General features: G+C 70.4%; 25 protein-coding genes. 7 read left to right on the top strand and 18 right to left on the bottom strand.

What is annotated here, in order from left to right; translation table 11 throughout:
* Positions 1 to 144 precede the first annotated feature (144 nt).
* Positions 145 to 459, top strand: a complete 315-nt coding sequence (locus AB0J90_RS23320) for an antibiotic biosynthesis monooxygenase (protein WP_363599029.1) — start codon at positions 145 to 147, stop codon at positions 457 to 459.
* Between the two features lie 143 nt (positions 460 to 602).
* Here AB0J90_RS23320 and AB0J90_RS23325 read toward each other — a convergent pair whose 3' ends face one another.
* Positions 603 to 785, bottom strand: coding sequence for a DUF397 domain-containing protein (locus AB0J90_RS23325; RefSeq protein WP_363599252.1), 183 nt, complete (start codon positions 783 to 785; stop codon positions 603 to 605).
* On the bottom strand, positions 782 to 1,636 hold the full coding sequence (locus tag AB0J90_RS23330; RefSeq protein WP_363599031.1) for a helix-turn-helix transcriptional regulator: 855 nt from the start codon (positions 1,634 to 1,636) through the stop codon (positions 782 to 784). Before AB0J90_RS23330 ends, AB0J90_RS23325 begins: the two co-directional genes overlap by 4 nt.
* 387 nt (positions 1,637 to 2,023) lie before the next feature.
* Between AB0J90_RS23330 and AB0J90_RS23335 the strand changes: the two genes are divergently transcribed.
* Together AB0J90_RS23335 and AB0J90_RS23340 are read left to right on the top strand one after the other, a co-directional pair.
* A complete protein-coding gene (locus AB0J90_RS23335; protein ID WP_363599033.1) occupies positions 2,024 to 3,316 on the top strand; it encodes a helix-turn-helix transcriptional regulator in 1,293 nt (430 codons plus the stop codon).
* Positions 3,264 to 3,539 carry a hypothetical protein gene (locus AB0J90_RS23340; RefSeq protein WP_363599035.1) on the top strand — a complete coding sequence of 92 codons (276 nt, stop codon included), beginning with the start codon at positions 3,264 to 3,266 and terminating at the stop codon, positions 3,537 to 3,539. The genes AB0J90_RS23335 and AB0J90_RS23340 overlap by 53 nt, the downstream gene beginning before the upstream one ends.
* Positions 3,540 to 3,555: 16 nt before the next feature.
* Here AB0J90_RS23340 and AB0J90_RS23345 read toward each other — a convergent pair whose 3' ends face one another.
* Positions 3,556 to 3,963 (bottom strand): cupin domain-containing protein, encoded by a 408-nt coding sequence (locus AB0J90_RS23345; RefSeq protein WP_363599037.1) that lies wholly within the window; start codon positions 3,961 to 3,963, stop codon positions 3,556 to 3,558.
* Positions 3,964 to 4,022: 59 nt separating this feature from the next.
* On the opposite strand from AB0J90_RS23345, the gene AB0J90_RS23350 reads away from it, so the two are divergent.
* The gene (locus AB0J90_RS23350; RefSeq protein ID WP_363599039.1) at positions 4,023 to 4,541 is read left to right on the top strand and encodes a MarR family transcriptional regulator; all 519 of its coding nucleotides are present in this window, start codon (positions 4,023 to 4,025) and stop codon (positions 4,539 to 4,541) included.
* Between the two features lie 233 nt (positions 4,542 to 4,774).
* Here the strand turns inward: AB0J90_RS23350 and AB0J90_RS23355 are convergent, their stop codons facing one another.
* From AB0J90_RS23355 to AB0J90_RS23375, 5 genes are all read right to left on the bottom strand, one after another.
* Entirely contained in the window at positions 4,775 to 6,466 is a 1,692-nt protein-coding gene (locus AB0J90_RS23355; protein WP_363599041.1) for a ribonuclease J, read from the bottom strand.
* A gap of 82 nt (positions 6,467 to 6,548) precedes the next feature.
* Positions 6,549 to 7,475, bottom strand: coding sequence for a 4-hydroxy-tetrahydrodipicolinate synthase (gene dapA, locus AB0J90_RS23360; RefSeq protein ID WP_363599043.1), 927 nt, complete (start codon positions 7,473 to 7,475; stop codon positions 6,549 to 6,551).
* A gap of 46 nt (positions 7,476 to 7,521) precedes the next feature.
* A complete protein-coding gene (gene thyX / locus AB0J90_RS23365) occupies positions 7,522 to 8,274 on the bottom strand; it encodes an FAD-dependent thymidylate synthase (protein WP_363599045.1) in 753 nt (250 codons plus the stop codon).
* A gap of 53 nt (positions 8,275 to 8,327) precedes the next feature.
* The gene (locus AB0J90_RS23370) at positions 8,328 to 8,885 is read right to left on the bottom strand and encodes a DUF2752 domain-containing protein (RefSeq protein WP_363599047.1); all 558 of its coding nucleotides are present in this window, start codon (positions 8,883 to 8,885) and stop codon (positions 8,328 to 8,330) included.
* A 29-nt stretch (positions 8,886 to 8,914) separates the two neighbouring features.
* Positions 8,915 to 10,144: a crosslink repair DNA glycosylase YcaQ family protein gene (locus tag AB0J90_RS23375; protein WP_363599049.1), complete on the bottom strand. Its 1,230-nt coding sequence runs from the start codon at positions 10,142 to 10,144 to the stop codon at positions 8,915 to 8,917.
* Between the two features lie 105 nt (positions 10,145 to 10,249).
* Between AB0J90_RS23375 and AB0J90_RS23380 the strand changes: the two genes are divergently transcribed.
* A complete protein-coding gene (locus AB0J90_RS23380) occupies positions 10,250 to 10,804 on the top strand; it encodes a GNAT family N-acetyltransferase (RefSeq protein WP_363599051.1) in 555 nt (184 codons plus the stop codon).
* Here the strand turns inward: AB0J90_RS23380 and AB0J90_RS23385 are convergent.
* Positions 10,730 to 12,052, bottom strand: a complete 1,323-nt coding sequence (locus tag AB0J90_RS23385; RefSeq protein ID WP_363599254.1) for a glycosyltransferase 87 family protein — start codon at positions 12,050 to 12,052, stop codon at positions 10,730 to 10,732. The two genes, AB0J90_RS23380 and AB0J90_RS23385, sit on opposite strands and share 75 nt — an antisense overlap.
* Positions 12,053 to 12,086: 34 nt before the next feature.
* Between AB0J90_RS23385 and AB0J90_RS23390 the strand changes: the two genes are divergently transcribed.
* Positions 12,087 to 12,737 carry a GNAT family N-acetyltransferase gene (locus tag AB0J90_RS23390; protein WP_363599053.1) on the top strand — a complete coding sequence of 217 codons (651 nt, stop codon included), beginning with the start codon at positions 12,087 to 12,089 and terminating at the stop codon, positions 12,735 to 12,737.
* A 61-nt stretch (positions 12,738 to 12,798) separates the two neighbouring features.
* Here the strand turns inward: AB0J90_RS23390 and AB0J90_RS23395 are convergent, their stop codons facing one another.
* The 4 genes from AB0J90_RS23395 to AB0J90_RS23410 all read right to left on the bottom strand — a co-directional run bounded on the left by AB0J90_RS23395 (position 12,799) and on the right by AB0J90_RS23410 (position 17,297).
* Complete coding sequence (locus AB0J90_RS23395) at positions 12,799 to 13,740, bottom strand: carbohydrate ABC transporter permease (RefSeq protein ID WP_363599055.1); 942 nt, start codon at positions 13,738 to 13,740, stop codon at positions 12,799 to 12,801.
* A 1-nt stretch (position 13,741) separates the two neighbouring features.
* On the bottom strand, positions 13,742 to 14,833 hold the full coding sequence (locus AB0J90_RS23400) for a sugar ABC transporter permease (protein WP_363599057.1): 1,092 nt from the start codon (positions 14,831 to 14,833) through the stop codon (positions 13,742 to 13,744).
* 90 nt (positions 14,834 to 14,923) lie between these two features.
* Positions 14,924 to 16,171, bottom strand: a complete 1,248-nt coding sequence (locus tag AB0J90_RS23405; protein ID WP_363599059.1) for an extracellular solute-binding protein — start codon at positions 16,169 to 16,171, stop codon at positions 14,924 to 14,926.
* Positions 16,172 to 16,280: 109 nt separating this feature from the next.
* A complete protein-coding gene (locus AB0J90_RS23410; protein WP_363599061.1) occupies positions 16,281 to 17,297 on the bottom strand; it encodes a substrate-binding domain-containing protein in 1,017 nt (338 codons plus the stop codon).
* Between the two features lie 145 nt (positions 17,298 to 17,442).
* Between AB0J90_RS23410 and AB0J90_RS23415 the strand changes: the two genes are divergently transcribed.
* Entirely contained in the window at positions 17,443 to 19,608 is a 2,166-nt protein-coding gene (locus AB0J90_RS23415; protein WP_363599063.1) for a glycogen debranching N-terminal domain-containing protein, read from the top strand.
* Between the two features lie 100 nt (positions 19,609 to 19,708).
* Here the strand turns inward: AB0J90_RS23415 and dapB are convergent, their stop codons facing one another.
* The 5 genes from dapB to AB0J90_RS23440 form a co-directional block, all read right to left on the bottom strand.
* Entirely contained in the window at positions 19,709 to 20,470 is a 762-nt protein-coding gene (dapB, locus tag AB0J90_RS23420) for a 4-hydroxy-tetrahydrodipicolinate reductase (RefSeq protein ID WP_363599256.1), read from the bottom strand.
* Between the two features lie 172 nt (positions 20,471 to 20,642).
* Positions 20,643 to 21,989, bottom strand: coding sequence for a pitrilysin family protein (locus AB0J90_RS23425; RefSeq protein ID WP_363599258.1), 1,347 nt, complete (start codon positions 21,987 to 21,989; stop codon positions 20,643 to 20,645).
* 136 nt (positions 21,990 to 22,125) lie between these two features.
* Positions 22,126 to 24,480, bottom strand: coding sequence for a polyribonucleotide nucleotidyltransferase (locus AB0J90_RS23430; protein ID WP_363599064.1), 2,355 nt, complete (start codon positions 24,478 to 24,480; stop codon positions 22,126 to 22,128).
* Between the two features lie 282 nt (positions 24,481 to 24,762).
* The gene (gene rpsO, locus AB0J90_RS23435; RefSeq protein ID WP_121159027.1) at positions 24,763 to 25,032 is read right to left on the bottom strand and encodes a 30S ribosomal protein S15; all 270 of its coding nucleotides are present in this window, start codon (positions 25,030 to 25,032) and stop codon (positions 24,763 to 24,765) included.
* A 146-nt stretch (positions 25,033 to 25,178) separates the two neighbouring features.
* Positions 25,179 to 26,123: a bifunctional riboflavin kinase/FAD synthetase gene (locus tag AB0J90_RS23440; protein WP_363599066.1), complete on the bottom strand. Its 945-nt coding sequence runs from the start codon at positions 26,121 to 26,123 to the stop codon at positions 25,179 to 25,181.
* Positions 26,124 to 26,142 lie beyond the last annotated feature (19 nt).

The following is a 26,142-nucleotide window of genomic DNA, read 5'->3' on the forward strand; positions in this document are numbered from 1 at the left end:
CTCAGGGATCCTGCGCGACTCGCCCGCCGTGGACGAACTGACCGCGTTCCTGCCAGCGGCTGCCGGCCCGGAGCGCGGGCAGGGCGGGGCTGTCGTTCGGGTACGGTGGCGCAAATCAACGCGACGTACCCCCCGGAGGGGTTGATGTTTGCACTGGTGGTTCGGTTCGACCTCCGCGACGAATCCGCCGCGACGGAGTTCGACCGACTGACCTCGGAAACCCTGCCGCTCATCGAGCGCGACGAGCCGGGCACCCTCGTCTACGCGACCCACCGGATCGAAAACGAACCGCTCGCCCGCGTCTTCTACGAGGTCTACCGCGACCGCCAAGCGTTCGACACACACGAGCGCCAACCCCACGTCGTACGCTTCCACGCCGCAAAAGAACAGTGCCTGGCATCCGTACGCGTCGAGTTCCTCGACCCATCCGCGGCAAAAGCCCCCCACCTCGGCCGTTGATCATGAAGTTAGCGACAAGATTTGGCTCTTGGCGCGTTGCTAACTTCATGATCAACGGCCGAGGTCACCGGGAGGGCGGTGCGGCGGGGGCATGGCATCGCCCTCCGTGCCGACTTGGGCACGGAGGGCGATGGTGGAGTTAGTCAGTGTTGCTTGGCGAGGCTGACGAAGGCGCGCCATGCGTCGGGGTTGAAGCTCAGCGTGCCGCCGTCACGATCCTTGGTGTCCCGGACCAGCACCCGCCCCGGAAGATTGTCGGCAACCTCCACACAGGCGCCACCGTTGTTGCTACTACGCGTGCTCTTACGCCACCGTGCTCCGGTCACGTCCATGATGCCGCTGCCTTCTTGATCAGTTCGAGTGATTGGTCTACGGGAAGTGTGATGCCGCGCAGCCGCTCCCACCTACCGGCAAGGGTAGCAACTTCCACCGCCGAGCCAACGATGCGCGCTGCCAGCTGGTTGTCCGCGTGCGCCGCCGCGCTGCCGTCCACCAGATCAGCCAGGATGAACGCACCGGCCAGACCGGGATGCATTCCGACGGCTGTCGGGATGATGTGGATCTGCACGTGGGGCAGCGCTGCGCAGGTCTCCAGGTGCAGCAATTGCTCGGCCATCAGTGGTCGGTTCCCATAGGCGGATCGGTACAGGATCGACTCGTCAAGAACTGCGACGAAGAGCGGCGGAAGATCACCGTGCAGGATCGACTGCCGATCGATCCGCGTCCTGACCAACTGATCCGCCGCGTCTGCCGTCAACCGTTCGCCCGTCAGCGTCGCCCGTGCGTACGCCTCGGTCTGAAGCAGGCCCGGCACGAATGCCGGCTCGTACCACCGAAGTGCCCTCGCCGCGCGCTCAATCTCGATCCACTCCCGGAACCACACGGGTGCGGCATCGTCCTTGACCATCTCCTCCCAGAGCGTCACGAAGTAACCGCCGGTCTCCAGCGCCGTGTCGACCAACTCCAGGTGCTCCACGGTTACGGGCTTGGTACCGGTCTCGATACCGGAGATCACCGTGTCCGAACAGAAGGTTTTCTTACCCAGCTCGATCTGCGTCAGGCCGGCAGCCTTGCGTCGGCGGCGCAGTTCGCGCAGCAGGTACTCAGAAGGTGAAATTCCCACGTGTTCCTCGTTCCTTCCCGGATTTCTCAGCCGGCCCGGCTCGATGGGCAACACCTGTGCCGCCAGCTCCCTGTTAGGTGGATCTGCGTTCCGAACGTAGCGGTATCCACAGCAGAGTGTCATCAGCGGGACCGCTCGGAGTTACGGCAATGACCCGGGCGGAACTGTGGGGCCGCCCCGTCGTCTCCCCCACGATCACCGGGGCGGCCCCTTCCACTCAGGAGAGGAGCCGCATCATGTATGAGGACGATCAGGAGCCAAGCGCATCCGAGCAGGTCACCCCTGCACCGCGCGAGATGACGACCGATCTGCCACCCGTACGCGAAAGTCGGCAGCGGGCCCGCAACGGTGGACGGTGGCCAGCCCGGTCGCACCTTGGGCCGTCGGAAACCTTCGCGGTCGGTGTGTCCGGTCGAGCCCGGCCCGATTCCACCGACTGACGTGGAGGAATTACCCATCGGCCGGCGGGTGGCGTACTGGCGCAACCGCCGGAAGCTGACGCTCCAGGTGCTGGCCGACCGGGTCGGAATGTCGAAGAGTTGGGTGGAGAAGGTCGAGTCGGGTGCCCGCCGGTTGGACAGGTTTTCCACCATCTCCGAGGTCGCCGACGCACTTGAGATCGACATTTCGATGTTGCTCGGCCGCAGTCCGGATGCCCGCCCGCCGCGTGCGTATGCGGATCATTGCGAGATCGGCGCGCTGCGCGACGCGTTGGGGCGGTTGGCGCTGGCGTCGCAGCTCAGCGTGCCGCGCCGGCCCGACCTGGACAAGCTACGTCAGGCGACCGAGCACGCGTGGACGAGCTTCCAGTACGCCCGGTACGACGTCCTCGCCCAGTCGCTGCCCGCTCTGCTTCGTGCGGCCCAGTCCGCCGCCGATTATCACACCGGTGACGCCGCCGAACAGGCGACCAGCCTGCTCGCACAGGTCTACCAGGTCGCCTCCTCCACGCTGCGGAAACTCGGCGAGTACGACCTCGCGCACCTGGCGGCCGATCGCGCCCTCGGGGCGTCCGTACGGTGTGGTGACGACCTGCTCGCCGGTACGTCGACCACCAGGGTCGCCAACGCGTTGCTCGCTATGGGACACGCGCGGGCGGCGTTCGAGGCGAACGTGGCGATGGCGCACCGGCTCGCCCCGGGCGACGTCAACGACGCCGGCCCGGACCGGCTGTCGGTCTACGGTGCGCTGCTGCTCCAGGGCGCGATGGCGGCAGCACATCTGCGCGACAGCATCAGCGTCCGCGAACTGATCGCGGAGGCTCGGGTTGCCGCGATCGCGCTGGGTGTGGACGCGGACCACTACCGGACCAGTTTCGGCCCGACCAATGTCGAGTTGCATCGTGCCGCCGCCGCCGTCGAGCTGGGCGAGGGCCGGCAGGCGATCGCGGCCCACGACCAGCTCGATCGGGGCCGGCTGTCCGCGCTGGTGCCCGAGCGCCGGGCGCAGCACCTGCTCGACCTCGCCCGCGCGCTCGCCCATATCGGGGGACTCGATCGGGCCGGGGAGATGTTGGGCGAGGCGGAACATCTCGCCCCGGCGGAGATTCGCTCCCGTCCGGCCGCGCACGCCGTGATGACCGCCATTCTCCGGCGTACCAAAGGTTCTCCGCCCGCCCTGCTTGCGCGCTCGCCGACCGGATGGGGGCACTGGTGTGAACAGCCCGGAGTCAGGAGGGAACGTGACCGACGACGAGGGCGCCGCGTTCGGTGCGCCGCACCGGCCCGGCGCTGACTGGCGCTGTCGGGACGACGGCGAGGAGTGGCCGTGCCAGGTTTTCCGTCGCCGGATGTGGTCGCTCTACCGTAACGACCGGGAACGGCTCGCCGCGTTCATGCGGCACTTCCGGGACAAGGCAACCGCCGACCTGGACGACCTCACGGCCGAGCGAGCGGAGGCACGCTTTATCGGTTGGATCGACGATCCACCGGTACGCCGACGCCTGCGCTCGGTCTGACCACCGCACCGCAAGATCAGACCACCCAGGCCGGTACGAGTTTGTCCCCGTCCGGTACGGCGCACTCCCGCGCCACCACACCACCGTCGAGCCGGTACGCCCGCATCCCGACCGGTGCCACCACGACGGCGGCGAAGCCGTCCGGGGCTGCGGTGATCCGGCGCGGTACGTCGGCCGGGATGACAGCCGTGTCGCCGGGCTCGACGGCGTACGGCTGGTTGTCGAGTTCGACGGTGGCGGCGCCGGTCAGGACGGTCCAGACCTGCTCGGTGTCGATTCCGTGCAGCGGACCGGCCTGGCCGGGGCCCATGTCGACCCGCCAGACGAGTTGGCCCGCGCCACCCTGGGTGGGCGAGGCGAGCGTGGTCATGATCGCGTTCGGGGTTTCGGTACGGCGGCTCTCGGCGTGGCGGATGACAGGCATCGTCGGATCCCCTAGGTTAGACAACGTGGTTGTCGAAATAGTTAACCAGGTTGTCGATCGTGTCAAGTGAGTACCGGACCGAGGCGCGCGGTGAAATGCCGGCCGAGGCGCGCGGCGAGATGCCCGGTTACGAGGTGGCGCTGCGGCTGTTCCAGGGGTTTCGGCTCATGATTGACGAGCTGCACGCCGAGCTCGCCCGGCAGGGCCACCCCGACCTGCGACCCATGCACGGCTTCGTCTTCCAGGCGATCGGCCCCGACGGCACCACCGCGGTCGAACTCGGCCGCCGGCTCGGCGTCTCCAAGCAGGCGGCCGGTAAGACCCTCGACGGACTGGAACGCCTCGGTTACGTCGTACGCGAATCCGACCCGCGCGACGCCCGCCGCAAGGTCGTACGCCTCACCGAACGCGGCGTCGACTCGCTCGTCCGGTCGGCGCGCATCTTCGACGAGATCCGCGCCCGCTGGGCTGTCGCACTCGGCCCGGACCGCCTCCGCGCGTTCGAGTCCGACCTGCGCACCCTCACCCCGTCGGAGATGTTCCCCCTGGACGTACCGGGCTGGTTCGGGAGCGACTGAAGGGCTGGGTTCGGGAGCGACTGAAGGGCGGCGAGTCCTGCCAGCCGTACGCGAAAGTCTGCGGTGCGGCGTCGCGGCTGCTGATGCTCGCTGCGAGTTCGAGGTGCACGAGCCGGCGGAGCTTCGCCTACCTGGAGGAACTGGGCAACCGGGCCCGGCGGGCGGCCGGCGGAGAAGATCCGGGGTGACGCGGCAACCGTGCCACGCCACCCCGGAAACGGAAACGAGTCGGGTCAGACCTCGACCACGTTCGGCACGATCATCGGCCGGCGGCGGTACGCGTCGTTCACCCAGCGCCCGACCGTACGGCGGACGATCTGCTGGAGCTGGTGCGGATCGGTGATGCCCTCGGTGGCGGCCCGGCTCAGCGCCTCGGTGATCAGCGGGATCACCGGGTTGAACGCGTCCGGGTCGTCGGAGAAGCCCTTCGCGGAGACGGTGGGACCGCCGACGACCTTGCCGGTCACCGAGTCGACCACCACGGTCGCGGCGATGAAACCGCCGTCGCCGAGCATCCGCCGCTCGGTGAGCAGCGACTCACCCACGTCGCCGACGGCGAGACCGTCGACGTAGACGTACCGGCTCTGCACGTGGCCGACGAGCGTGGCCCGGCCCTCGACGAGGTCGACCACGTCGCCGTCCTCGCAGATCACCACCCGGTCGGGGGCGACACCGGACTCGACGCCCAGCCGGGCGTGCGCCCGCAGGTGCCGCCACTCGCCGTGCACCGGCAGCAGATTGCTCGGCCGTACGACGTTGAGCAGGTAGAGCAGTTCCCCGGCGGGGGCGTGCCCGGAGACGTGCACCTTCGCGACGTCCTTGTGGATGACGGTCGCACCCGCGCGAGACAGCCGGTTGATCACCCGGTAGACCGAGGTCTCGTTGCCCGGCACCAGCGAACTGGCCAGCACGACCGTGTCGCCGGCCGCCACCGTGATGTGCCGGTGGTCGCCGGTGGCCATCCGACCGAGGGCGCTCATCGGCTCGCCCTGCGAACCGGTCGACATGAACACGATCTGGTTCGGCGGCAGGGTGGTCGCCTCGTCCAGCCCGACCACCAGACCCGGCGGGATCTGGAGCAGCCCGAGGTCGCGGGCGATGCCCATGTTGCGCACCATCGAGCGGCCGATCAGGGCCACCTTGCGGTTGTATTCGGTGGCCGCGTCGAGCACCTGCTGCACCCGGTGCACATGCGAGGCGAACGACGCCACGATGATCCGGCCGCGTGCCTTGCCGAAGATCGAGCCGAGGATCGGGCCGATCTCCCGCTCCGGCGTCACGAAACCGGGGATCTCCGCGTTGGTCGAGTCGGAGAGGAGCAGGTCGACACCCTCGGCACCGAGCCGGGCGAAGCCGGCCAGGTCGGTCAGCCGCCCGTCCAGCGGAAGTTGGTCCATCTTGAAGTCACCGGTGTGCAGCACCAGGCCAGCCGGGGTACGGATGGCCACCGCGAGCGCGTCCGGGATCGAGTGGTTGACCGCGAAGAACTCGCACTCGAACGGACCCAGCCGCTCCCGCCCGCCCTCCCGCACGGTCAGCGTGTACGGCTCGATCCGCCGCTCGGCGAGTTTCGCCTCGACCAGCGCGAGGGTGAACTGCGAACCGACCAGCGGAATGTCCGGTTTGTGAGCGAGCAGGTACGGCACCGCGCCGATGTGGTCCTCGTGCCCGTGCGTCAACACGATCGCCTGCACGTCCTCCAGCCGATCGAGGATCGGTGCGAAGTCGGGCAGGATCAGGTCGACACCCGGCTGTTCGACGTCGGGGAAGAGCACCCCGCAGTCGACCACCAGCAGCTTGCCGTCGTACTCGAAGACGGTCATGTTGCGCCCGATGGCGCCCAGTCCGCCGAGCGGTATCACCCGCAGCCCACCTACGGGCAGCGGTGGGGGAAGTTCCAACTCGCGCGCCTGCGGCTGGCTCATGCCACCGCCTCGCCGCGATCGGTCGCTGCCGTCGTCCTACTGTTCAGCTTGCCCATGCCGCCGACCTTACTGATTGACCCACTCATGCCGGCAACTCCAGACCTGCGTCGGCGCAGTCGACGCGCAACTGGGCGACCTCGGCCTCGGTCGCGTCGACCAGTGGGGGACGGACCGGACCGGCGGGCAGACCCGACGCCGCGAGGCCGGCCTTGACCAGAATCGTGCCCTGGGTACGGAAGATTCCGGTGAACAACGGCAGCAGCCGCCGGTGCAGGAGCAGGGCGGTGTCGTGCTCGCCCCGCTCGTACGCCTCGATCAACTGCTTGCTGAGCGCACCGGTGAAGTGGGTGGAGGTGCCGACCAGGCCGACCCCGCCGACCGCCAGCGCGGGCAGCGTCAGGGAGTCCTCGCCGGAGTAGAACGCCAGGTCGGTACGGCTGGTCACCCAGGAGGTGGCGGCCAGGTCGCCCTTGGCGTCCTTCACCCCGACGATCCGCTCGTGCTCGGCCAGCCGTACGAGCGTCTCGGAGGCGATCGGCACTCCGGCGCGGTGCGGGATGTCGTAGAGCATGATCGGCAGCCCGGACGCGTCCGCGACCGCGGTGAAGTGCCGCAACAGTCCCGCCTGCGGCGGCTTGCTGTAGTACGGCGTCACCACCAGCAGACCGTGCGCGCCGGCCTTCTCCGCCGCGGCGGCCAGTTCGATCGTGTGCCGGGTGTCGTTGGTACCGACCCCGGCGACCACCTGGGCGCGGTCACCGACCGCCTCCACCACCGCGCGGAGCAGGCGTTCTTTTTCCGCGTCGGTGGTCGTGGGCGACTCGCCGGTGGTGCCGCTGATCACAAGGGCGTCGTTGGCCTGCTCGTCCACCAGGTAGGTGGCGAGGCGGGCCGCGCCGTCGAGGTCCAGCGAGCCGTCCGCGGTGAACGGCGTGACCATGGCCGTGAGCAGTCGCCCGAAGGGACGGGGTACCGCCCGGTCGGCGGCGGCAGGGTGGTCGTGCGTCATACCGCTAACCTATCGGACGCCCACCGCCCGGCCGCCGGGGAAGTGCTCAGGACTGTTCGGCGTAGGGGCTGGTGGCCACCTCGGTGCCGTCCGCCAGGGTGCTGATGGTGAAGTCGGCGAAGACGTTCGGCGCGACCTGCTGAAGCTGGCGCAGGCACTCCACGGCCAGCTCACGGATCTCGACATCGGCGTGCTCGGTGGCCCGCATCGACACGAAGTGCCGCCAGGCCCGGTAGTTGCCGCTGACCACGATCCGGGTCTCGGTGGCGTTCGGCAGCACCGCGCGGGCCGCCTGTCGAGCCTGCTTACGCCGCAGGGTCGGGTTCGCCACGTCGGCGAACCGCTGCTCCAGCCCCTCCAGCAACTCGTTGTACGCCCGTACGCTCGCCTCGGTCGCCTCGACGAAGCGTTTGTGCAGCTCGGCGTCCTCGGCGATGACGGCCGGCTCCACCACGGCGGCGTCGCGTTCCGGCACGTAACGCTGCGAGAGCTGCGAGTACGAGAAGTGCCGGTGCCGGATCAGTTCGTGCGTGAACGACCGGGACACCCCGGTGAAGTAGAACGTCACGCTGCCGTGCTCCAGCACGGAGAGGTGGCCGACCTCGAGGATGTGCGCGAGGTAACCGGCGTTGGTCGCGGTGGCCGGGTTCGGCTTCTTCCACGACTGGTAGCAGGCCCGTCCGGCGAACTCGGCGAGCGCCTGGCCACCGTCGGCGTCGGTCGACCAGGGCACCTCTTCGGGTGCCTGGAACTGGGTCCACGCGATGAGCTTGACCTGCGGTGACACGATTTCCGGCATTCCTGGGACTCTAGTGGCTGCGGCGACAGCCGCGTCGCAAGGGGTTCCCGGTGTCAGACGTAGAACCAGGTGAACGGTGTCCACGGCAGGTTACGCAGCACGGAGAACGCCATCCAGGCGCCGAGGAAAACGCCGATGGTGACCGGCCCGATCGAGAGCTGCGGCAGCCGCCAGCCGAAGAGCTGCTTGCCGGCCCAGGCGGCGTAGACGTAGAGCAGGAACGGGACGGCGAAGACAAAGAGGATGTGGTGCCGGGCGGCGGCGGGCAGGTCACCGTGGAGCAGGTACCAGAACGCGCGGGTGCCGCCGCAGCCGGGACAGTCCAGACCGGTGGTCAACTTCAGCAGGCAGGTCGGTGCCGCGTCGGGTGCGCTGCGGGTCGGGTCGGCGTAGAGCGTGTAGCCGACCGCGCCGCCGAAGCAGGCCAGGATCGCGACCGGCGCCAACCAGCGCGGAGAACGGGCCGCGATCCGGTCGAAGAACCGGGTGATCCGATCCGGTTCGGCGGCCACCGGATACCACTGCTGCGGCGCGTCGGGATCGGGCGTCCACTGCGGCCCGACGGCGGTCGGCACATCGGGCGGTGTCGACGGTCCACCCGTGCTGGTCATAGCCACCCCACTCGTCGCGCCGGCCGCTCTCACCGTACACCGGTGGTGGTAACCAGGGCGGCGGTGAGCGGGCCGGCGAGATCGCCCGCGACGGGCGGTGCGACCGCACTCAGGCCGAGCCAGCCGGCCAGCCGGCGCAGCTCGGCGGCGAGCGCCAACGCGGTGTCGGCCGGGTCCGCGCCCGGTTCCAACCAGGCCGCCGGCACCAGCAGTACGCCAGCCTTCCGGTCGGCCTTCAGGTCCACCCGGGCGGTGAACCGCTCCCCCTGCAGGAACGGCAGCACGTAGTAGCCGTGGATCCGCTGCGGAGCCGGAACGTAGATCTCGATCCGGTAGCTGAAGTTGAACAGCCGCTCGGTCCGGGCCCGCTCCCAGACCAGCGGGTCGAACGGGCTGACCAGCGTGTTCGCCCGGATCCAGCGGGGCAGGCGGGCATCGACGTGCAGGTACGCCGGCAGCCGCCAACCCTGCACCGTCACCGGCAGCAGCTCCCCCGCCTCGACCAGTTCCGCCACCGCCGCCCGCGCCGCCGCCACCGGCAGCCGGAAGTAGTCGCGCAGCTCCGGCTCGGCGGCCACCCCCAGGGATCGGGCCGCGATCGCCACCAACCGCCGGTACGCGTCCGCCGGCTCCGGCGTCGGTGTGTCCAGCACCGCCGCCGGCAGGACCCGTTCGGGCAGGTCGTAGCGGCGGGCGAAGGAGTTCGTCCGGCTGGCCGCGGCGACCTCGCCGGCCCAGAAGAGGAACTCCAGCGCCCGCTTCACCTCCGACCAGTTCCAACCCCAGTTGCCGGTTTCGCGGGGCGCGTCGTGCTCGATCTCGGCCGCGGTCAGCGGACCCCGGTCGGCCACCTCGTCGCGGACCCAGGCGACGAGCTGCGGCTGCTCCTGGGCGATCCGGCGCATCCCGCCCCACGACTCGTCCCGCGCGGCCGCCATCCGCCAGCGCAGCAGCGGTTGCAGGTCGACCGGGACCAGCGACGCCTCGTGCCCCCAGTATTCGAACAGGTCCCGTGGCGGCCGGTAGGCGGCCCGGTCCACCAGGTCGGTCGGGTACGGGCCGAGCCGGCTGTAGAGCGGCAGGTAGTGCGCCCGCTGCAACACGTTGACCGAGTCCATCTGGAGCAGCCCCACCCGGCCGAGCACCCGGCGCAGATGCCGCGCGGTCGGCACGGCGGTGGGCAGCGGGTCGGCGAAACCCTGGGCGGCCAGCGCCACCCGCCGGGCCTGGGCCAGCGACAAAGATTCAGAAACTCCCATCGCCCCGCACCCTAACCGCACCCCCCGACACTCATGCGCGGTATCCGTGCCGGGGCGCGGCCCGATGGGCTGGACTCACCGCCCGGCAGGGGTTAGAACGGACACGTGCTGACCATCCGACCGGAGGAACCCGCCGACGCCGAGGCGGTCGCGAGCGTGCACGTACGCACCTGGCAGGCCGGGTACGCGGGCATCATGCCGGACGAGGTGCTGGCCCGGCTGAACGTACAGGCGTGGGCGCAGCGGCGGCGCGACATCGGCACCGCCGACCCGGAGCACCCGTTCACCACCCTGCTGGCGGAACGGGACGACACCGTGATCGGCTTCACCACCTTCGGTCCGTACCGCAACAACCAGGACCGCGACGACCTCGACCACACGTACGGCGAGATCCTCACGATGTACGTCGACCCGGCGCACTGGGGCACCGGTGTCGGCCGGGAGCTGATGATCGCCGGGCTGACCGGGCTCACCGAACGCGGCTGGCGCGACATCCGGCTCTGGGTGCTGGCGGAGAACGAACGCGCCCGCCGTTTCTACGAGCGTGCCGGACTGGTCACCGACGGCGAGCAGTCGACGTACGAGCTACACCGGACCGGGGGACGGCCGCCGCTCGGCCTGGTCGAGCTTCGGTACGCCACCCGGCTCGGCGAGCCGTGACGGGGCCCGCAGCGGCAGCCCGACCAGCAGCGCGATGCTGATCCAGACGTAGGCGTTGCTGCCGAGGAAGCCGTCCACCCCGGTGAAGTCGTGCTCCCAGGTCCAGACCAGCCGACTGCACAGCACCGCGTACGCGACGATCGCGAAGGCGAGCAGCCAGCGCCGCCTTCGGCTGCCGGCGGGTGCCCCGTACGCGTGGTCGACCAGCAGCACCAGCGCCGGGATCAGCCACACCAGGTGGTGCACCCAGGTCACCGGGCTGACCAGCGCACCCAGCACCCCGGTCAGCGCCAGCCCGGTCACCTCGTCAGCGGCGCGCACCGCGGCCCGTACCCGCCAGGCCCAGATGACCACCGCGGCGCCGACCAGGATCAGCCAGGCGAGCTTGCTCGGCTGCGCCGGGTCGAGCCGGGCGACCAGGCCCTGCAACGACTGGTTGGAGATGAAGGCCAGCTCACCGACCCGGTCGGTGTCCCAGAGCGCGGTGGTCCAGAACTCCCGTGAGGCGTCCGGTGCGATCGCGGCGGCGACCAGGGTCGCCACGGCGGCGGTCCCGCTGGCCGTGAGCGCCGCCCGCCACCGCCCGGTGACCAGCAGGTAGACGATGAAGATGCCCGGGGTCAGCTTGATCGCGGTGGCCAGCCCGATGCCCACCCCGGCCCAGCGCTTGTAGCGGGCCGGGTTCCGCCGGCCACCGGCCGGAACGCGTCCGGGCAGGAAACTGCCGGGTACGACCTGCCCCGGTGCCGCGTAGCCGGGGCGGACCAGCCAGAGCAGGTCGGCCGCGACGAGCACCAGCAGCAGCATGTTGACCTGGCCGAAGTCGACCGTCTCGCGCATCGGCTCGAAGGCCGCGGCGAGCAGGGCCGCCACCGCCAGGGCGAACCAGCGGGTCCAGCCCACCCGGCGGGCGATCGGGTCGACCAGCCACCAGAGCAGCAGCACGCTCACCACGACGGTGGCGGAGACGCTCAGCACCATCGACACCGTGAACGGCAGGTACGCCAGCGGCAGCATGACCAGGGCGGCGAACGGCGGGTAGGTGAAGCCGTACTTGCTGTTCGGCTTGAGCCAGTCGTAGATCTCGCCGCCCTCGCGGGCCCAGTAGTGCAGGGCGCCGGAGTAGACCTTGAGGTCGAAGAATCCGTGCCCGACGGCCGCCACCGACAGGAACGCGGCGACCAGTACGGCCAGGGCGAGCACGAAGAGTACCTGGTACCGGGTTCGCCGGAAGGCACCCTGCGCCACCGTCGCCTCCCTCGCGTCCGTACGCTCACCGTTCATGGCTCTCGGGTACGTCCGCCCGGCGCGTCCGTCCGACGCCGCCGAGATCGCACGCATTCAGCTCGCGACCTGGCGGGTCGCCTATCGCCGGTTGCTGCCCAAGCACGTGCTCGACCGGTTGGACGAGGGGTGGCTCGGCAAGCGGTGGTCCGCCGCGATCGAGGCACCACCGTCGCCCCGGCACCGCGTCCTGGTGGCGATCGAACAGGCGGAGAAATCTTATCTGGTGGGTTTTGCCGCATCCGGACCGGCAGACGAGCAGTCACTTGCCCCGGACGAACCCGCGCAAACGCTGGTCCCGGACCTGATCGGGGTGACCGACCTGCTGGTGGAGCCGCGCTGGGGCCGTCGTGGGCACGGCAGTCGGCTGCTGGCGGCGAGCGTCGACCTGTGGCGCGAGGACGGCGCCCGTACGGCGATCGCCTGGGCCTTCGACGGTGACGAGGCGACCAGGGCGTTCCTGGCCAGCACCGGCTGGGAGCCGGACGGGGCGACCCGGGCGCTGGACGTGGACGACATGCTGGTCCCCCAGCTACGCCTGCACGTCTCCCTGGACGCCGAGTCGTCGACCGGAACCGACGCCGGAGCGCCGGCCGGAACCGACGCCGGGTCGCCGACCGGCACCGAGGAGCCCACGGACGCTTCGTGAGCGTGCGCGGGCTCCCCGTGCCACGGGGCCGGCCCCGGTCGGGCTCGGACCCCGGCGGGCGTCAGCCCTTGTCGGCGCCCTGGTTGGCGTCGCGGACGAAGTAGCGCTGGAACACCACGAAGATGACCGCCACCGGGATGGTGGCCAGCAACGCGGCGCCGAGTTTGAGCGGGTACTGCGTACCCGCGCCGAGCGAGCCGCTGACCAGGTCGGCGAGGCCACGCGGCAGGGTGAACAGGTTCGGGTCCTGGACCGCGACCAGGCTGTGCGGGAACTCGTTCCAGGAGCCCTGGAACGACAGGATGGTCAGCGTGATCAGGGCCGGTTTCGCGGTCGGCAGCACCACCGACCAGAACGTACGGAACACGCCCGCGCCGTCGATCCGGGCCGCCTCCTCGACGCTGGCCGGCACCGACTCGAAGAACTGCTTCATGATGAAGACCCCGGTGGCGTCCACCAGCAGCGGCAGGATCAGCGCCGTGTACGTGTTGTAGATGCCGAGCTGGTTGAGGACCAGGAACTTCGGGATCAGCAGCACCACACCCGGTACGGCCATCACCGCCACCACGGTGGCGAAGATCGCTGTCCGGCCGCGGAAGCGCAGCCGGGCCAGGGCGTATCCGGCGAGCGAGTCCAGGAACACCCGGCCGAGTGTCACCACGACCGTGACCAGCAGCGAGTTGCCGAGCCAGAGCGGGAAGTTCGTCCCCTCGAAGATCCGTTGGAAGCTGTCCAGGTCCACCGGGTTCGGTATCGGGGAGAGCGGGTTCGCCGCCGCGTCCGGCTCGGTCTTGAACGAGCTGGCGATCTGGATCACGAACGGGTAGAGGAAGACCAGCGCGAAGAAGATCAGGATGGCGTACCCGACGAAGCTGGTCACCAGGCTGCGCGGCTCCCGCCGGTGGCCGGAGGTGGCGACGGGCCTCGGCGTACGTTCCGTCGGCGGCGGCGGGTCTCCGGCCGGCGCGTCTCCCCTGGTCGGGGGCTCGGTCACGATGGACATCTCACGACCTCCGCTCGGACCGGCGCCACCAGCGGTGCGAGCGGCCGGTGTCCCGGTCGCGCATCAGCCGCCGCTGCGCCAGGGTCAGCACGATGATGATCAGGAACAGGACGAACGAGATCGCCGCGCCGGCACCGTAGTCGAAGTCACGGAACGCGGTCCGGTAGGACAGGTACGCCGGGGTGAGCGTGGTCTTCGCCGGATTGCCCTGGCTCATCACGTAGATCTGGTCGAAGACCTGCCAGGACCCGATCAGGCCGAGGGTCAGCACCAGGAAGAGGGTCGGCTTGATCATCGGCAGGGTCAGGTAGCGCAGCCGCTGCCACCGGGTCGTACCGTCGAGCACGCTGGCCTCCTCCAGCGCCACCGGCACGTTCTGCAACGCGGCGAGGAACATCAGCATGAAGGTGCCCGAGGTGGTCCAGATGACCAGCGCGATGATCGCGGTCATCGCCACACTCGGCCCGGACAGCCAGTCCCACCAGCTCAGCCCGAACGGCCCGCCGCTGCTCAGCGCGGCCGGCGGCTGGTCGACCCCGAACAGGCCGAAGAACAGGTGCAGGATGCCGCGCGAGTCGGCGAACCACTGCGGCCCGTCGATCCCGAACATTCCCAGCAGCCCGTTGATCGCCCCGGAGTTGGCGAACATGAACAGGAAGACCACGCTGATCGCGACGGAGCTGGTGACCGACGGGAAGTAGAACGCCGTACGGAAGAACGACTTGCCCTTGAGCATCCGGTGGTTGACCACCAGGGCGAGGAAGAGCGCGATCGCGGTCTGCACCGGTACGACGATCGCCACGTAGTAGATGTTGTTCCGGATCGAGGTCATGAAGTCGCGGCGGGCCAGCCCGTCCTCGGTGAAGAGGTGGGTGTAGTTGTCCGCCCCGACGAACGGGACCTTGCCGGTGAACGGGCTGCCCTGACCGTTCCAGGAGGTGAGGCTCACCCAGAGCGCCATCAGGATCGGCAGCAGCATGAAAACGCCGAGGATCACCACGACCGGGGCGACGAAGACCCAGCCGGCGATCCGCTCGTTGCCGCGGATCCCACCACGTAGGCGGCGGGGAGCGGCCGGGACTCCGGAAGCCATGCTTCCTCTTTTCGAGGGGAAACTTTCGAGGGGTAGGGACCGGTGCGGTGGGCCCCCGGTCCGCAGACCGGGGGCCCTGCCGTCAGAAGGTCAGCCGCCGAGGGTGGCGGCGGTGTTCTTCTGCAGGTTCTGCAGGATCGTCTTCGGGTCGGTGCTGGCCAGCGCGGAGAGCTGGGCGTCGAAGTCGACCAGGACGCTGTCCATCTTCGGAGCGTTCACCGGGCCCTGGGCGTACTCGGCGCCGTCGATGAACGGCTTGTCGGCCGGGAACGCCTGGGTGTACTGGTCCCGGGCGGACTCACGCGACGGCATCACACCGAACGCCTTGGCGAAGGCCATCTGCTGGTCGACGCTGGTCATCGCCTCGACGAACTTGATCGCCTGCTCCTTGTGCTGGCTCTTGGCCGCGATCCCCCAGCAGTTGGTGAAGGAGAGCGTGCCCTGGCCCTTCGGGCCGGCCGGCAGCGGGTGCACGGTGTACTTGACGTCCGGGAAGTCGTTCTGCAGACCGCCCTTGATCCAGTTGCCCTCGATGGTCATCGCGACCTTGCCCTTGCCGAAGGCCTCACCGGCCCAGCCGGCGTCGAGCTGCTTCGGGTACTGCGCCAGACCACCGGCGAGCAGGGTCTTGACGTACTCCAGGGCCTGGAGGTTGGCCGGGCTGTCGGCGGTGGCCTGCTTGCCGTCGGGGCTGGTGATCCAGCCGCCGGCCTGGGCGAGGAAGGCGCCGACCCGGTCACGGGTGTCGCCGATCGCCATCGGGGTGATGCCCTTGGCCTTGATCTTCTGGGCGGTGCTGGTGAGCTGCTCCCAGGTGGTCGGGATGTCCGCGTCGGTCAGCCCGGCCTTGGCCCACAGATCGGTGTTGATCTCCAGCGCGAGGGTGGAGAAGTCCTTCGGCGCGCAGTAGAACTTGCCGTCGTAGGTGAACGTCTGGCGCAGGCTGTCGTAGAAGTCGCCGCCGTCGGCGAGCTTGTCCCCGTACGGCTCCAGCGCGCCGACGCTGGCGTAGTCGGCGAAGCGCCCGGCGTCGACGTAGAAGACGTCCGGCGGGGTGCCGCCCGCGAGGGCCTGGCCGAGCTGCTGGGTGAGGTCCTGCGCCGGGGTGACCGTCGCGGTGTTGCCGGAGCTGGTGGCCCACGCGGTCGCCGCGTCCTGCACCGCCTTGGTCTCGGCCTCGCCGGACGAGCCGATCAGGATCTGGATGCTGGCCGGGCCACTGCTCTGGGCGCTGTCGGCGTTGTCGTCGTCGAAGCCGCCACCGCAGGCGGCGGAACCGAACAGCGCCGCCACGGCGATGCCCGCCACAGCCGAGCGCCGGATGAAACGTCGTGCCATGTCAATCTCCTGGTGGGGGGTGGGATACCGGTGGTGCGTGGAGTACGAGGTATGGAGTTGGAAAGCGCCCGTGCGCCCGGCCAGCTCAGCCGGACTGGCGGAGCACCGGTCAGCCGGACTGGCGGAGCACCAGCGACGGCGCCAGCAGCACCTGGGCCGGTGTGCCGTCGCCGGTCCGGCCGTCCCGGATGCCGCCGCCGTCGAGCACGCCGGCCAGCAGGTCCACGCAGCTCGCCGCCGCCTGGGCCAGCGGCTGGCTGACGCTGGTCAGCCCGATCGCCTGGGCGACCGGGGTGTCGTCGAAACCGGTGACCGCCACGGTCACGCCGCGGGCCCGGACCGCCTGCAGGGCGCCGAGCGCCAGCGAGTCACTGGCACAGACCACCGCCGTCGGTGGGTTCCGCAAACCGAGCAGTTCATCCGCCACCGCCTCACCCTGAGTAATGCCATCCGGGGTTGCCCGGTCGAGTTCGGCCGGGTCGGCGCCGGTCGCCCGGACGGTCGACGCCCAGCCAGCACGGCGGTTGTCACCCACCCCGGAACCAACCGGCCAGCCAACGAAGGCTATCCGTTGGTGACCCTGAGTGACCAGGTGAGCGGTGGCTGCGGCAGTGCCGGCGGCACCGTCGACGTCGACCCAGGGGTAGCGCTCCGGCGCGTCCCAGGAGCGGCCGAAGGTGACGAAGGGCACCTTCCGTTCGGCCAGCCAGTCGGTACGGATGTCGCCGTGGTCGGTGCCGGTGAGCACGAACGCGTCCAGGTCGTACGCACCGAGCAGGTCGTCGTAGGTGGCGATCTCGGTGGCCGGGTCCTCCGCTGTGTAGAGCATCACCCGGTAACCGGCCTCGCCGGCCGCCTCGGTGAGCCCGTGCAGGAAGCGGTCGAGCACCGAGCCGTTGATCCCGTCGCGGGTCGGCTCGATCCGTACGGCGATCAGCTGGGATCGTCCCGTACGCATCTGCCGGGCCGCTTGGCTGGCGCGGTAGCCGAGGAGGGAGATGGCTTCCCGGACCCGTTCGCGGGTCTCCTCGCGGACGATCTCCGGGCTGTGGATCACGTTCGAGACGGTCTGGCGACTGACCCCCGCATGGCGGGCCACTGTCGCGATGGTCACTTTCTGTGCCATAAATCCTCCCTCCCGTCTTGAACGTTCAAACTCTGATGAGGCATTATTGGATCGTTCAAGTTTCTGGAATGTTTCGCATGTTGCACCGCCCGAGACGAGTTGTCAAGGGTTCGTCAACGCCCCGCCCCCCGCTCAGGAGCTCCTCGTGACCAACCGCTACCTGCAACCGTTGCTGCACGATCTTGTCGGTGTCGTCCTCGCCCCGACCAGCACACTGAGCGGCCAGGACGGGCAGATCCGGCCGGCCGGCGTACAGGGCGTGTTCCACGCCGACGCCCGGGTGCTGGCCCGCGCCGAACTCCTGGTCGACGGCCGCGAGCCGGAGTCGATCACCCACGGCACCGACGGGCCACACGGCGCCCGGTTCGTCTCGCTGGCCCGCTGGCTCGGCGACGACACCCCCGACCCGACCGTACGGATCGACCGGATCCGCCGGATGACAGCGCGCGGGCTGACCGAGGAGATCCACGTCTTCTCCACCGCCAACGCCCCCGTCCGCGGCGAGATCACCCTCGACCTCGGCTGTGACCTCGCCCCGATCGAGGTGGTCAAGTCCGGCGGCGCGACCGTCGACCTCGAAGCCAAGAGCGGCGAACCCGGCCAGCTCAGCTGGGCCGGCGACGGCATCACCGTCACGGTGACCGGCGAACCGGTCGTCATCGGCGGCACGATCGGCGCAGGCACAGGTGCAGGCGCCCCGGCCACCAGCACCGGCACCGGCACCGGCACCGGCACCGACGGCAAGGGCGGCGCGGTGACGGCCGTGGCGGGGGACGGCACGGCCCGGCTGGTCTGGCCGGTCGACTTGGCCCCGCGCACCTCCGCCGTACTGCGCTGGCGGCTGGTGGTCGACGACCCGCGCGCCGTGGTCGTCGCGCCGCCCGCGGAACCGGCCTGGTCCCGCCCGGAGGTACAAGCCGACGACCGGCGCCTCACCCGCCTGCTCGACCGGTCCCTGGACGACCTGCGCGGACTGCGGCTGGCCGAGGCGGACGCCCCGCAGGACGTCTTCCTCGGCGCCGGGGTGCCCTGGTTCCTCACCCTGTTCGGCCGGGACAGCCTCTGGGCAGCCAGGATGATGCTCCCGCTCGGCACCGACCTGGCCGCCAGCACGCTGCGGGTGCTCGCCCGCAGGCAGGGCACCAAGATCGACGCCAACTCCGGCGAGGCACCCGGCAAGATCATGCACGAGCTGCGCCGGGACGAGTTCACCGTCGCCGGCAACGGCCTGCACCTGCCCGCCGCCTACTACGGCACCGTCGACGCCACCATGCTCTGGGTCAACCTGCTGCACGACGCCTGGCGCTGGGGACTCGCCGACAACGAGGTAGCCGACCTGCTGCCCGCCCTGGAAGCATCGCTGGGCTGGCTCGCCGACCACGCCGACGCCGACGGTGACGGCTTCGTCGAGTACATCGACACCAGCGGCCGGGGCCTGGCCAACCAGGGCTGGAAGGACTCGTTCGACTCGGTCCGGTTCCGGGACGGCTCCCTCGCCCACGCCCCGATCGCCCTGGCCGAGGTGCAGGGTTACGCGTACCAGGCGGCCGTCCAGGGCGCGGCCCTGCTCGCCGCCTTCGGCCGGCCCGGCGCGCAACGCTGGCTCGACTACGCCGGTCGGCTCGCCGAACGGTTCCGCAACCAGTTCTGGGTCGACGGGCCCGACGGTCCGTACCCGGCCCTGGCACTGGACCGGGACAAGCGCCCGGTCGACGCACTGACCAGCAACATCGGCCACCTGCTCGGCACCGGGCTGCTGTCGGCGGCCGAGTCGGCACAGGTCGCCGAGGCGCTCGCCGGCCCCGGCCTGGCCGGCGGGTTCGGGCTGCGCACCATGTCCGCCACCGACGGCGGCTTCAGCCCGCTGTCGTACCACTGCGGCTCGGTCTGGTCGCACGACACCGCGATCGTCATCGCCGGGCTGGCCCGGGAGGGCTACACCGAACCGGCCGCGCAACTCGCCGAGGGGCTGCTGCGCGCCGCCGAGGCGTTCGACTACCGGCTACCCGAACTGTTCAGCGGCGACGACCGGGCCACCCTGGGCCGGCCGGCGCCGTACCCGGCGGCCTGCCAGCCGCAGGCCTGGTCCGCGGCCGCCGCCGTGGTGCTGCTCCAGGCGGCCGTCGGGCTCTACCCCGACGTGCCGGGCGGCACCGTACGCCTCCGTCCGCTGCACGGCGCCCCGCTCGGCGCGGTCAGCGCGCAGCGGCTACGGGTGGCCGGCGCCCCGGTCGACGTCTCGGTGGACCGGTCCGGTGTCGCCACCGTCACCGGACTACCGGCCGGTCTGACCGTCGTCGACGAGCGGTAACACCCGCCGGACGACAAACGTCCCGGCACCGGTTGAACCGGTGCCGGGACGAGTCCTGTTCAGGGGTGTTCAGTCGCGGGACAAGGGCAACCAGGGGTGCTCAGTCGAGCAGGGCGTCCAGGCCGAGGGTGAGACCGGGCCGGCGCGACACCGAACGGATCGCCAGCAGCACACCGGGCATGAACGACGCCCGGTCGTACGAGTCGTGCCGGATGGTGAGCGTCTCGCCGGTCGTACCGAACAGCACCTCCTGGTGCGCGACCAGGCCGGCGGCGCGGACCGAGTGGACCCGTACGCCGTCGATCTCCGCCCCGCGCGCACCCGGCACCTCGTCCTTGGTGGCATCCGGTCCGGCGCCCAGGCCGGCCTCGGCCCGAGCCTGCGCGATCAACCGTGCGGTGTGGGTGGCGGTGCCGCTGGGCGCGTCGAGCTTGTTCGGGTGGTGTTGCTCGATCACCTCGACCGACTCGAAGAACCGCGCGGCCCGGGCGGCGAACTGCATCATCAGCACCGCGCCGATGCCGAAGTTGGGGGCGATCACCACGCCGACACCCGGCTTGTGCGAGAGCCAGCCGCGCACCCGGTCGAGACGCTGCTCGGTGAAGCCGCTCGTGCCGACCACGACGCTGATGCCCTGCTCGACGCACCAGTGCAGGTTGTCCATCACCACGTCCGGGGTGGTGAAGTCGACAACCACCTCGGCACCCGCGTCCGAGGCGGAGAACAACTGGTCACCCTGGTCCACCATGGCGACCAGATCGAGGTCGTCGGCGGCGTCCACCGCCTTGCACACCTCGATGCCCATCCGGCCCCGGGCGCCGAGCACCCCGACCCGCAGCGGATCCGGCGACGTCTCCGCCAGTGCTTCAAGTCCGTCACTCACGGGGCACAACCTATCCCACCCCGCTCGGGGACCGCCCGCAGACGTCCCATCCGACCACCTGCAGACGTCCCATCCGACCGCCCGCAGACGTCCCATCCGGCCGCCCGCAGACGTCCCACCCGGCCGCCCGTCGGCGGACCGGCCGGCATGGTCAGCCGTTGGCGGCGAAGTCGTCCTCGCCGAACGGGCCCACCACCGCGAGCGACATCGGGCGGGCCAGCAGGTCGGCGGCGAGCGCGTTGACCTCCTCGGCCGTGACCGCGTCCACCCGGGCCAGCAGCTGGTCGACCGAGAGCAGGTCACCGAAGAGCATCTCGCCCTTGGCCAGCCGGCTCATCCGGGAACCGGTGTCCTCCAGGCCGAGCACGTACGAGCCCTTCGCCATGCCCTTGCCCCGGGCCAGTTCGCTGGCGCTGATGCCGTTCGCGGCGACCTCGGCCAACTCGGCCCGGACCAGGCCCAGGACCTCCTCGACCTTGCCCGGCGCACAACCGGCGTAGACGGCGAACACGCCGCTGTCGGCGTACTGACTGGCGTAGGAGTAGACCGAGTACGCCAACCCGCGCTGCTCCCGGATCTCCTGGAACAGCCGGCTGGACATGCCCCCGCCGAGCACGTTGTTCAGTACCCCGAGCGCGAACCGCCGGTCGTCGACCCGGCCGATGCCGGCGCAGCCGAGGATCACGTGCGCCTGCTCGGTCTCCTTGTGCTCCACCGCCGTACGCCCGACCCTGGTCTTCGCCGCCGGGGTGGCCGCACGCGGCGGCGCCGGCTCGGCCGCCGGGGTGTCCAGCGGGGTGCCGCGCAGCGCCTGGCGGACCAGCTTGACCACGGTCGCGTGGTCGAGGTTGCCGGCGGCGGAGATCACGATGTTCGGCGCGGTGTAGCGCTTCTTGTAGAAGGTCTGGATCTGCCGGCGGGTCATCGGGGAGATGGTCTCCTCGGTACCCGAGATCAGCCGGCCGAGCGGGTGGTCGCCGTAGATGGCGGTGGCGAACAGGTCGTGCACCTCGTCGCCGGGCTCGTCGTCGTGCATGGCGATCTCTTCGAGGATCACCCCGCGCTCGGTCTCCACGTCGGCCGGGTCGAGCACCGAGTCGGCGACCAGGTCGCACATCACGTCGATGGCCAGCGGCAGGTCCTGGTCGAGCACCCGCGCGTAGTAGCAGGTGTATTCCTTCGTCGTGAAGGCGTTCGTCTCGCCGCCCACCGCCTCGATCTCGGCCGAGATCTCCAGCGCGTTCCGCTTGTTCGTGCCCTTGAACAGCAGGTGTTCGAGGAAGTGCGAGACACCGGCGGAGGAGCCGGTCTCGTCCCGCGAGCCGACCGACACCCAGACGCCGAACGACACACTGCGTACGGTCGGGATCGCCTCGGTCAGGATGCGCAAACCGCTGGGCAGCACGGTACGACGTACGGTGCCGCCGAGTGGATCGGCGCTGAGCGTACGGGTCACCGCCCGAGCCGGCGCCCGGTGCGCACCCGTGGTCCGGCCCAGTCCCGGCCGAGTCAGGAGAAATGGTGGTTGCGTATCCCGCTTCAAGGAACCAGGACTCCTAGCTCGGTGGAGATGGACAGGCCGTGTCCCATCGACGTGATCGACAGGACACGGCCCGTTTGGTCAACCCTGTGGATCAGCTACGGCGGTCCCGGCGACGACGCTCGCCGCCGCCCTCACCGCCACCCTCGCCCTCACCACGGCTCGGGCCCCGGTCGCCCCGGTCCCGGTCGCCCCGGTCGCGCGGGCCACGGTCGCCGCCCCGGCTGGCCGGACGGTCGGCGCCGTCCGCCTCGGCCGGTGCCGCCTCGCCCTCGGGCCGCACCTTGTCCAGGTAGATCTTGCCGCGGGCGTCGATGTCAGCGATCGACACCTCGACCCGGTCGCCGACGTTCAGGAAGTCCTCGACCCGCTCGACCCGCTTGCCATCGCCGACCTTGGAGATGTGCAGCAGGCCGTCGCGGCCGGGCAGCAGCGAGACGAAGGCGCCGAACGGGGCGGTCTTCACCACGGTGCCGAGGAACTTGTCCCCGACCTTCGGCAGCGTCGGGTTGGCGATCGCGTTGATCCGCTCCACCGCGGCCTCGGCCGACGGGCCGTTGGTCGCGCCGACGTAGATCGTGCCGTCGTCCTCGATCGAGATCTCGGCGCCGGTCTCGTCCTGGATGGCGTTGATGGTCTGGCCCTTCGGCCCGATCACCATGCCGATCTTGTCGACCGGGATCCGCACCGTGGTCACCCGAGGTGCGTAGTCCGACATCGTGGCCGGGCCCTCGATCGCCGCCTGCATCACCCCGAGGATCGTGGTCCGGGCCTCGTGCGCCTGCTGCAGCGCGGCGGCCAGCACGTCCGACGGGATGCCGTCGAGCTTGGTGTCGAGCTGCAGCGCGGTGACGAAGTCCGGCGTACCGGCGACCTTGAAGTCCATGTCACCGAACGCGTCCTCGGCACCGAGGATGTCGGTCAGCGTCACGTACTGGGTCTTGCCGTCGACCTCGTCGGAGATCAGACCCATCGCGATGCCGGCGACCGGCGCCTTCAGCGGCACACCGGCACTCAGCAGCGCCAGGGTGGACGCGCAGACCGAACCCATGCTGGTGGAGCCGTTCGAGCCGAGCGCCTCGGAAACCTGCCGGATGGCGTACGGGAATTCCTCCCGAGCCGGCAGCACCGGGATGAGGGCCCGCTCGGCAAGCGCCCCGTGGCCGATCTCGCGGCGCTTCGGCGCACCGACCCGGCCGGTCTCACCGGTCGAGTACGGCGGGAAGTTGTAGTTGTGCATGTAGCGCTTGGACTTCTCCGGGGAGAGAGTGTCCAGCGCCTGCTCCATCCGGAGCATGTTGAGCGTGGTGACGCCGAGAATCTGCGTCTCGCCGCGCTCGAACAGCGCCGAGCCGTGCACCCGCGGGAGCACCTGGATCTCGGCGGTCAGCGGCCGGATGTCGCGCGGGCCACGGCCGTCGATCCGGACCTGGTCACGCAGCACCCGGGCACGCATCTCGGACTTGGTCAGCGACCGGAAGGCGGCACTGACCTCGCGCTCGCGTCCCTCGAAGTCGGTCGCGAGCTGCTCGCGTACCCGGTCCTTGATCAGGTCGAGGGCTTCCTCGCGCTCGGCCTTGCCGGCGATCCGCAGCGCCTCGGCGACGTCGCCGCGGGCGATGGCGGCGACCGCCTCGAACGTGTCGTCCTGGTAGTCCAGGAAGAGCGGGAACTCGGCCACCGGCTTCGCCGCGACCTCGGCCAGCGCGCTCTGCGCCCGGCACAGCTCACGGATGGCGGGCTTGGCGGCCTCCAGGCCACCGGCCACGATCTCCTCGGTCGGAGCGGTGGCACCGCCGGCGACCAGCGCCACGGTGTTCGCCGTCGCCTCGGCCTCGACCATCATGATCGCGACGTCGCCGTCCGGCAGCGTGCGGCCGGCCACGACCATGTCGAAGGTGGCCCGGGCCAGCTCCTCGTGGGTCGGGAAAGCCACCCACTGGCCGTCCACGTGCGCCATCCGGGTCGCACCGATCGGGCCGGAGAACGGCAGACCGGAGAGCTTGGTGGACATCGACGCGGCGTTGATCGCGACCACGTCGTACGGGTGCTGCGGGTCGAGCGCCAGCACGGTCTCGACAACCTGGACCTCGTTGCGCAGGCCCTTGACGAAGGACGGGCGCAGCGGCCGGTCGATCAGGCGGCAGGTGAGGATCGCGTCCTCGCTCGGGCGCCCCTCGCGGCGGAAGAACGAACCGGGAATCCGGCCCGCGGCGTACATCCGCTCCTCGACGTCGACGGTGAGCGGGAAGAAGTCGAACTGCTCCTTGGGCTGCTTGCCCGCGGTGGTCGTGGAGAGGACCACGGTCTCGCCGAGTTGGGCGATGACGGAGCCGGCGGCCTGGCGGGCCAGGCGGCCGGTGGAGAAGGTGATCTCGCGGGTGCCGAACGCACCGTTGTCGATCACGGCCTTGCTCTGCTCGGTGCCGAGATTGTTCTGCTCGGTCATGAGTGTGTTGCACTCCTTCGGTCGTGGGGCTCACGACCGCCCTCTGCGCCGGTGGGTTCCGGCGCGCGCCCGGTTGGCACAGGGGAACTGTCCGAACGGCCGGTCTTCGATCGAAGCGCCCGGGGTGCCGACTTGTGTCGGGCGCCCGGGGGCCACTACCGAGGACCGGTGCCGACCTGTTCCCGTTGGGTGGTCGCGCTGGCCCCTGTTATTCGTCGGTGACGGGTCGGGGGAGCGGTCGTCGCCGGGACGAACCCGACGTCGCGCCACTCCCCCGCTCAGTCACCTCCGCAGGCCGAGGCGCTCGATGAGCGTCCGGTAGCGGCTGATGTCCTTCTTCTGCATGTAGTTGAGCAGCCGGCGACGACGGCCGACCAGCAGCAGCAGACCACGACGGCTGTGGTGGTCGTGCTTGTGCACCTTGAGGTGCTCGGTGAGGTCGGCGATGCGCTTGGTGAGGACCGCGACCTGGACCTCCGGCGAACCGGTGTCGCCCTCGACGGTCGCGTATTCCTGCCGGATCTTGCTCTTGGCTTCCTGATCGAGCGCCATTTTCTCCCTGTTCTGGTGGGTTTCTGGTGAATACCTCGCACCCGCGGCGTCGTGCAGGCGCGCGAGGACCCTCGTCGGTGACCCGACGTCCCCGTCACATTACCAGCCCGTGGTACGTCAACCCCCTGAAGGGCCGGCCGCGCCGCTCAACCCAGCAGCTGACGGACCTGCGCCACGTCCTCGTTGATCTGCGCGACCAGTGGATCGATACCGTCGTACTGGCGGGTCTCGCGCAGCCGCGCGACGAAGTCGATCGCCAGCCGCTCCCCGTAGAGATCACCGGCGAAGTCGAGCACGTACGCCTCGACCCGACGCTCCCGGCCGTTGAAGGTCGGGTTGGTGCCGATCGACACCGCCGCCGGCCGTACCTCGGGCTCCTGGCCGGTCCGCCCGCCGTGCCGGACCAGCCGGGCGGCGTAGATCCCGTCCGCCGGCACCGCCGCGTAGCGGTGGCAGAGCAGGTTCGCGGTCGGGAAGCCGATCTCCCGCCCCCGCTGGTCGCCCCGGACCACCACGCCCTCCAGCCGGTGCGGCCGGCCGAGCGCCGCCGTGGCCGCGGCCACGTCGCCCGCCGCCACACAGGCCCGGATGTACGTCGAGGAGAAGACGGTCTCGTCCCGGGCGACCAGCGGCGCACCCTCCACCGCGAAGCCGAACGTACGGCCGAGCCGCTCCAGCAGCACCACGTCACCGGCGGCCCGGTGCCCGAAGCGGAAGTTCTCCCCGACCACCACCAGCGCCGCGTGCAGGTTCTCCACCAGCACGTTGTGCACGAACTCCTCGGCGGTCAGCCGGGAGAACTCGGGCGTGAACGGCACCACCCAGAGCACGTCGACACCGAGTTCCTCGATCAGCTCGGCCCGCCGGGTCGGCTCGGTCAGCACCGCCGGGTGGGTACCCGGCCGGACCACCTCGGACGGGTGCGGGTCGAACGTCACCACCACCGACTGCACGCCGAGTTCTCGGGCCCGCTTCGCCGCGTACCCGATGATCGCCTGGTGCCCCTGGTGCACCCCGTCGAAGACACCGATGGTCACCACCGACCGACCCCAGCCGCCCGGCACCCCGTCGTACCCCCGCCAACGCTGCATCCCGCGTCCCCTCCGCTTC

Source organism: Micromonospora sp. NPDC049523, from assembly GCF_040676775.1.
In the GTDB taxonomy this organism is placed as follows: Bacteria; Actinomycetota; Actinomycetes; order Mycobacteriales; family Micromonosporaceae; genus Micromonospora_G.

Bases quoted from the DNA above. Each gene is read 5' to 3' on its own strand.
- AB0J90_RS23320 (WP_363599029.1), top strand. From the start codon at position 145: ATGTTTGCACTGGTGGTTCGGTTCGACCTCCGCGACGAATCCGCCGCG.
- AB0J90_RS23345 (WP_363599037.1), bottom strand. From the start codon at position 3,963: ATGCCTGTCATCCGCCACGCCGAGAGCCGCCGTACCGAAACCCCGAAC.
- AB0J90_RS23355 (WP_363599041.1), bottom strand. From the start codon at position 6,466: ATGAGCCAGCCGCAGGCGCGCGAGTTGGAACTTCCCCCACCGCTGCCC.
- dapA (WP_363599043.1), bottom strand. From the start codon at position 7,475: ATGACGCACGACCACCCTGCCGCCGCCGACCGGGCGGTACCCCGTCCC.
- thyX (WP_363599045.1), bottom strand. From the start codon at position 8,274: ATGCCGGAAATCGTGTCACCGCAGGTCAAGCTCATCGCGTGGACCCAG.
- AB0J90_RS23370 (WP_363599047.1), bottom strand. From the start codon at position 8,885: ATGACCAGCACGGGTGGACCGTCGACACCGCCCGATGTGCCGACCGCC.
- AB0J90_RS23375 (WP_363599049.1), bottom strand. From the start codon at position 10,144: ATGGGAGTTTCTGAATCTTTGTCGCTGGCCCAGGCCCGGCGGGTGGCG.
- AB0J90_RS23390 (WP_363599053.1), top strand. From the start codon at position 12,087: ATGGCTCTCGGGTACGTCCGCCCGGCGCGTCCGTCCGACGCCGCCGAG.
- AB0J90_RS23395 (WP_363599055.1), bottom strand. From the start codon at position 13,740: ATGTCCATCGTGACCGAGCCCCCGACCAGGGGAGACGCGCCGGCCGGA.
- AB0J90_RS23400 (WP_363599057.1), bottom strand. From the start codon at position 14,833: ATGGCTTCCGGAGTCCCGGCCGCTCCCCGCCGCCTACGTGGTGGGATC.
- AB0J90_RS23405 (WP_363599059.1), bottom strand. From the start codon at position 16,171: ATGGCACGACGTTTCATCCGGCGCTCGGCTGTGGCGGGCATCGCCGTG.
- AB0J90_RS23410 (WP_363599061.1), bottom strand. From the start codon at position 17,297: ATGGCACAGAAAGTGACCATCGCGACAGTGGCCCGCCATGCGGGGGTC.
- AB0J90_RS23430 (WP_363599064.1), bottom strand. From the start codon at position 24,480: ATGACCGAGCAGAACAATCTCGGCACCGAGCAGAGCAAGGCCGTGATC.
- rpsO (WP_121159027.1), bottom strand. From the start codon at position 25,032: ATGGCGCTCGATCAGGAAGCCAAGAGCAAGATCCGGCAGGAATACGCG.
- AB0J90_RS23440 (WP_363599066.1), bottom strand. From the start codon at position 26,123: ATGCAGCGTTGGCGGGGGTACGACGGGGTGCCGGGCGGCTGGGGTCGG.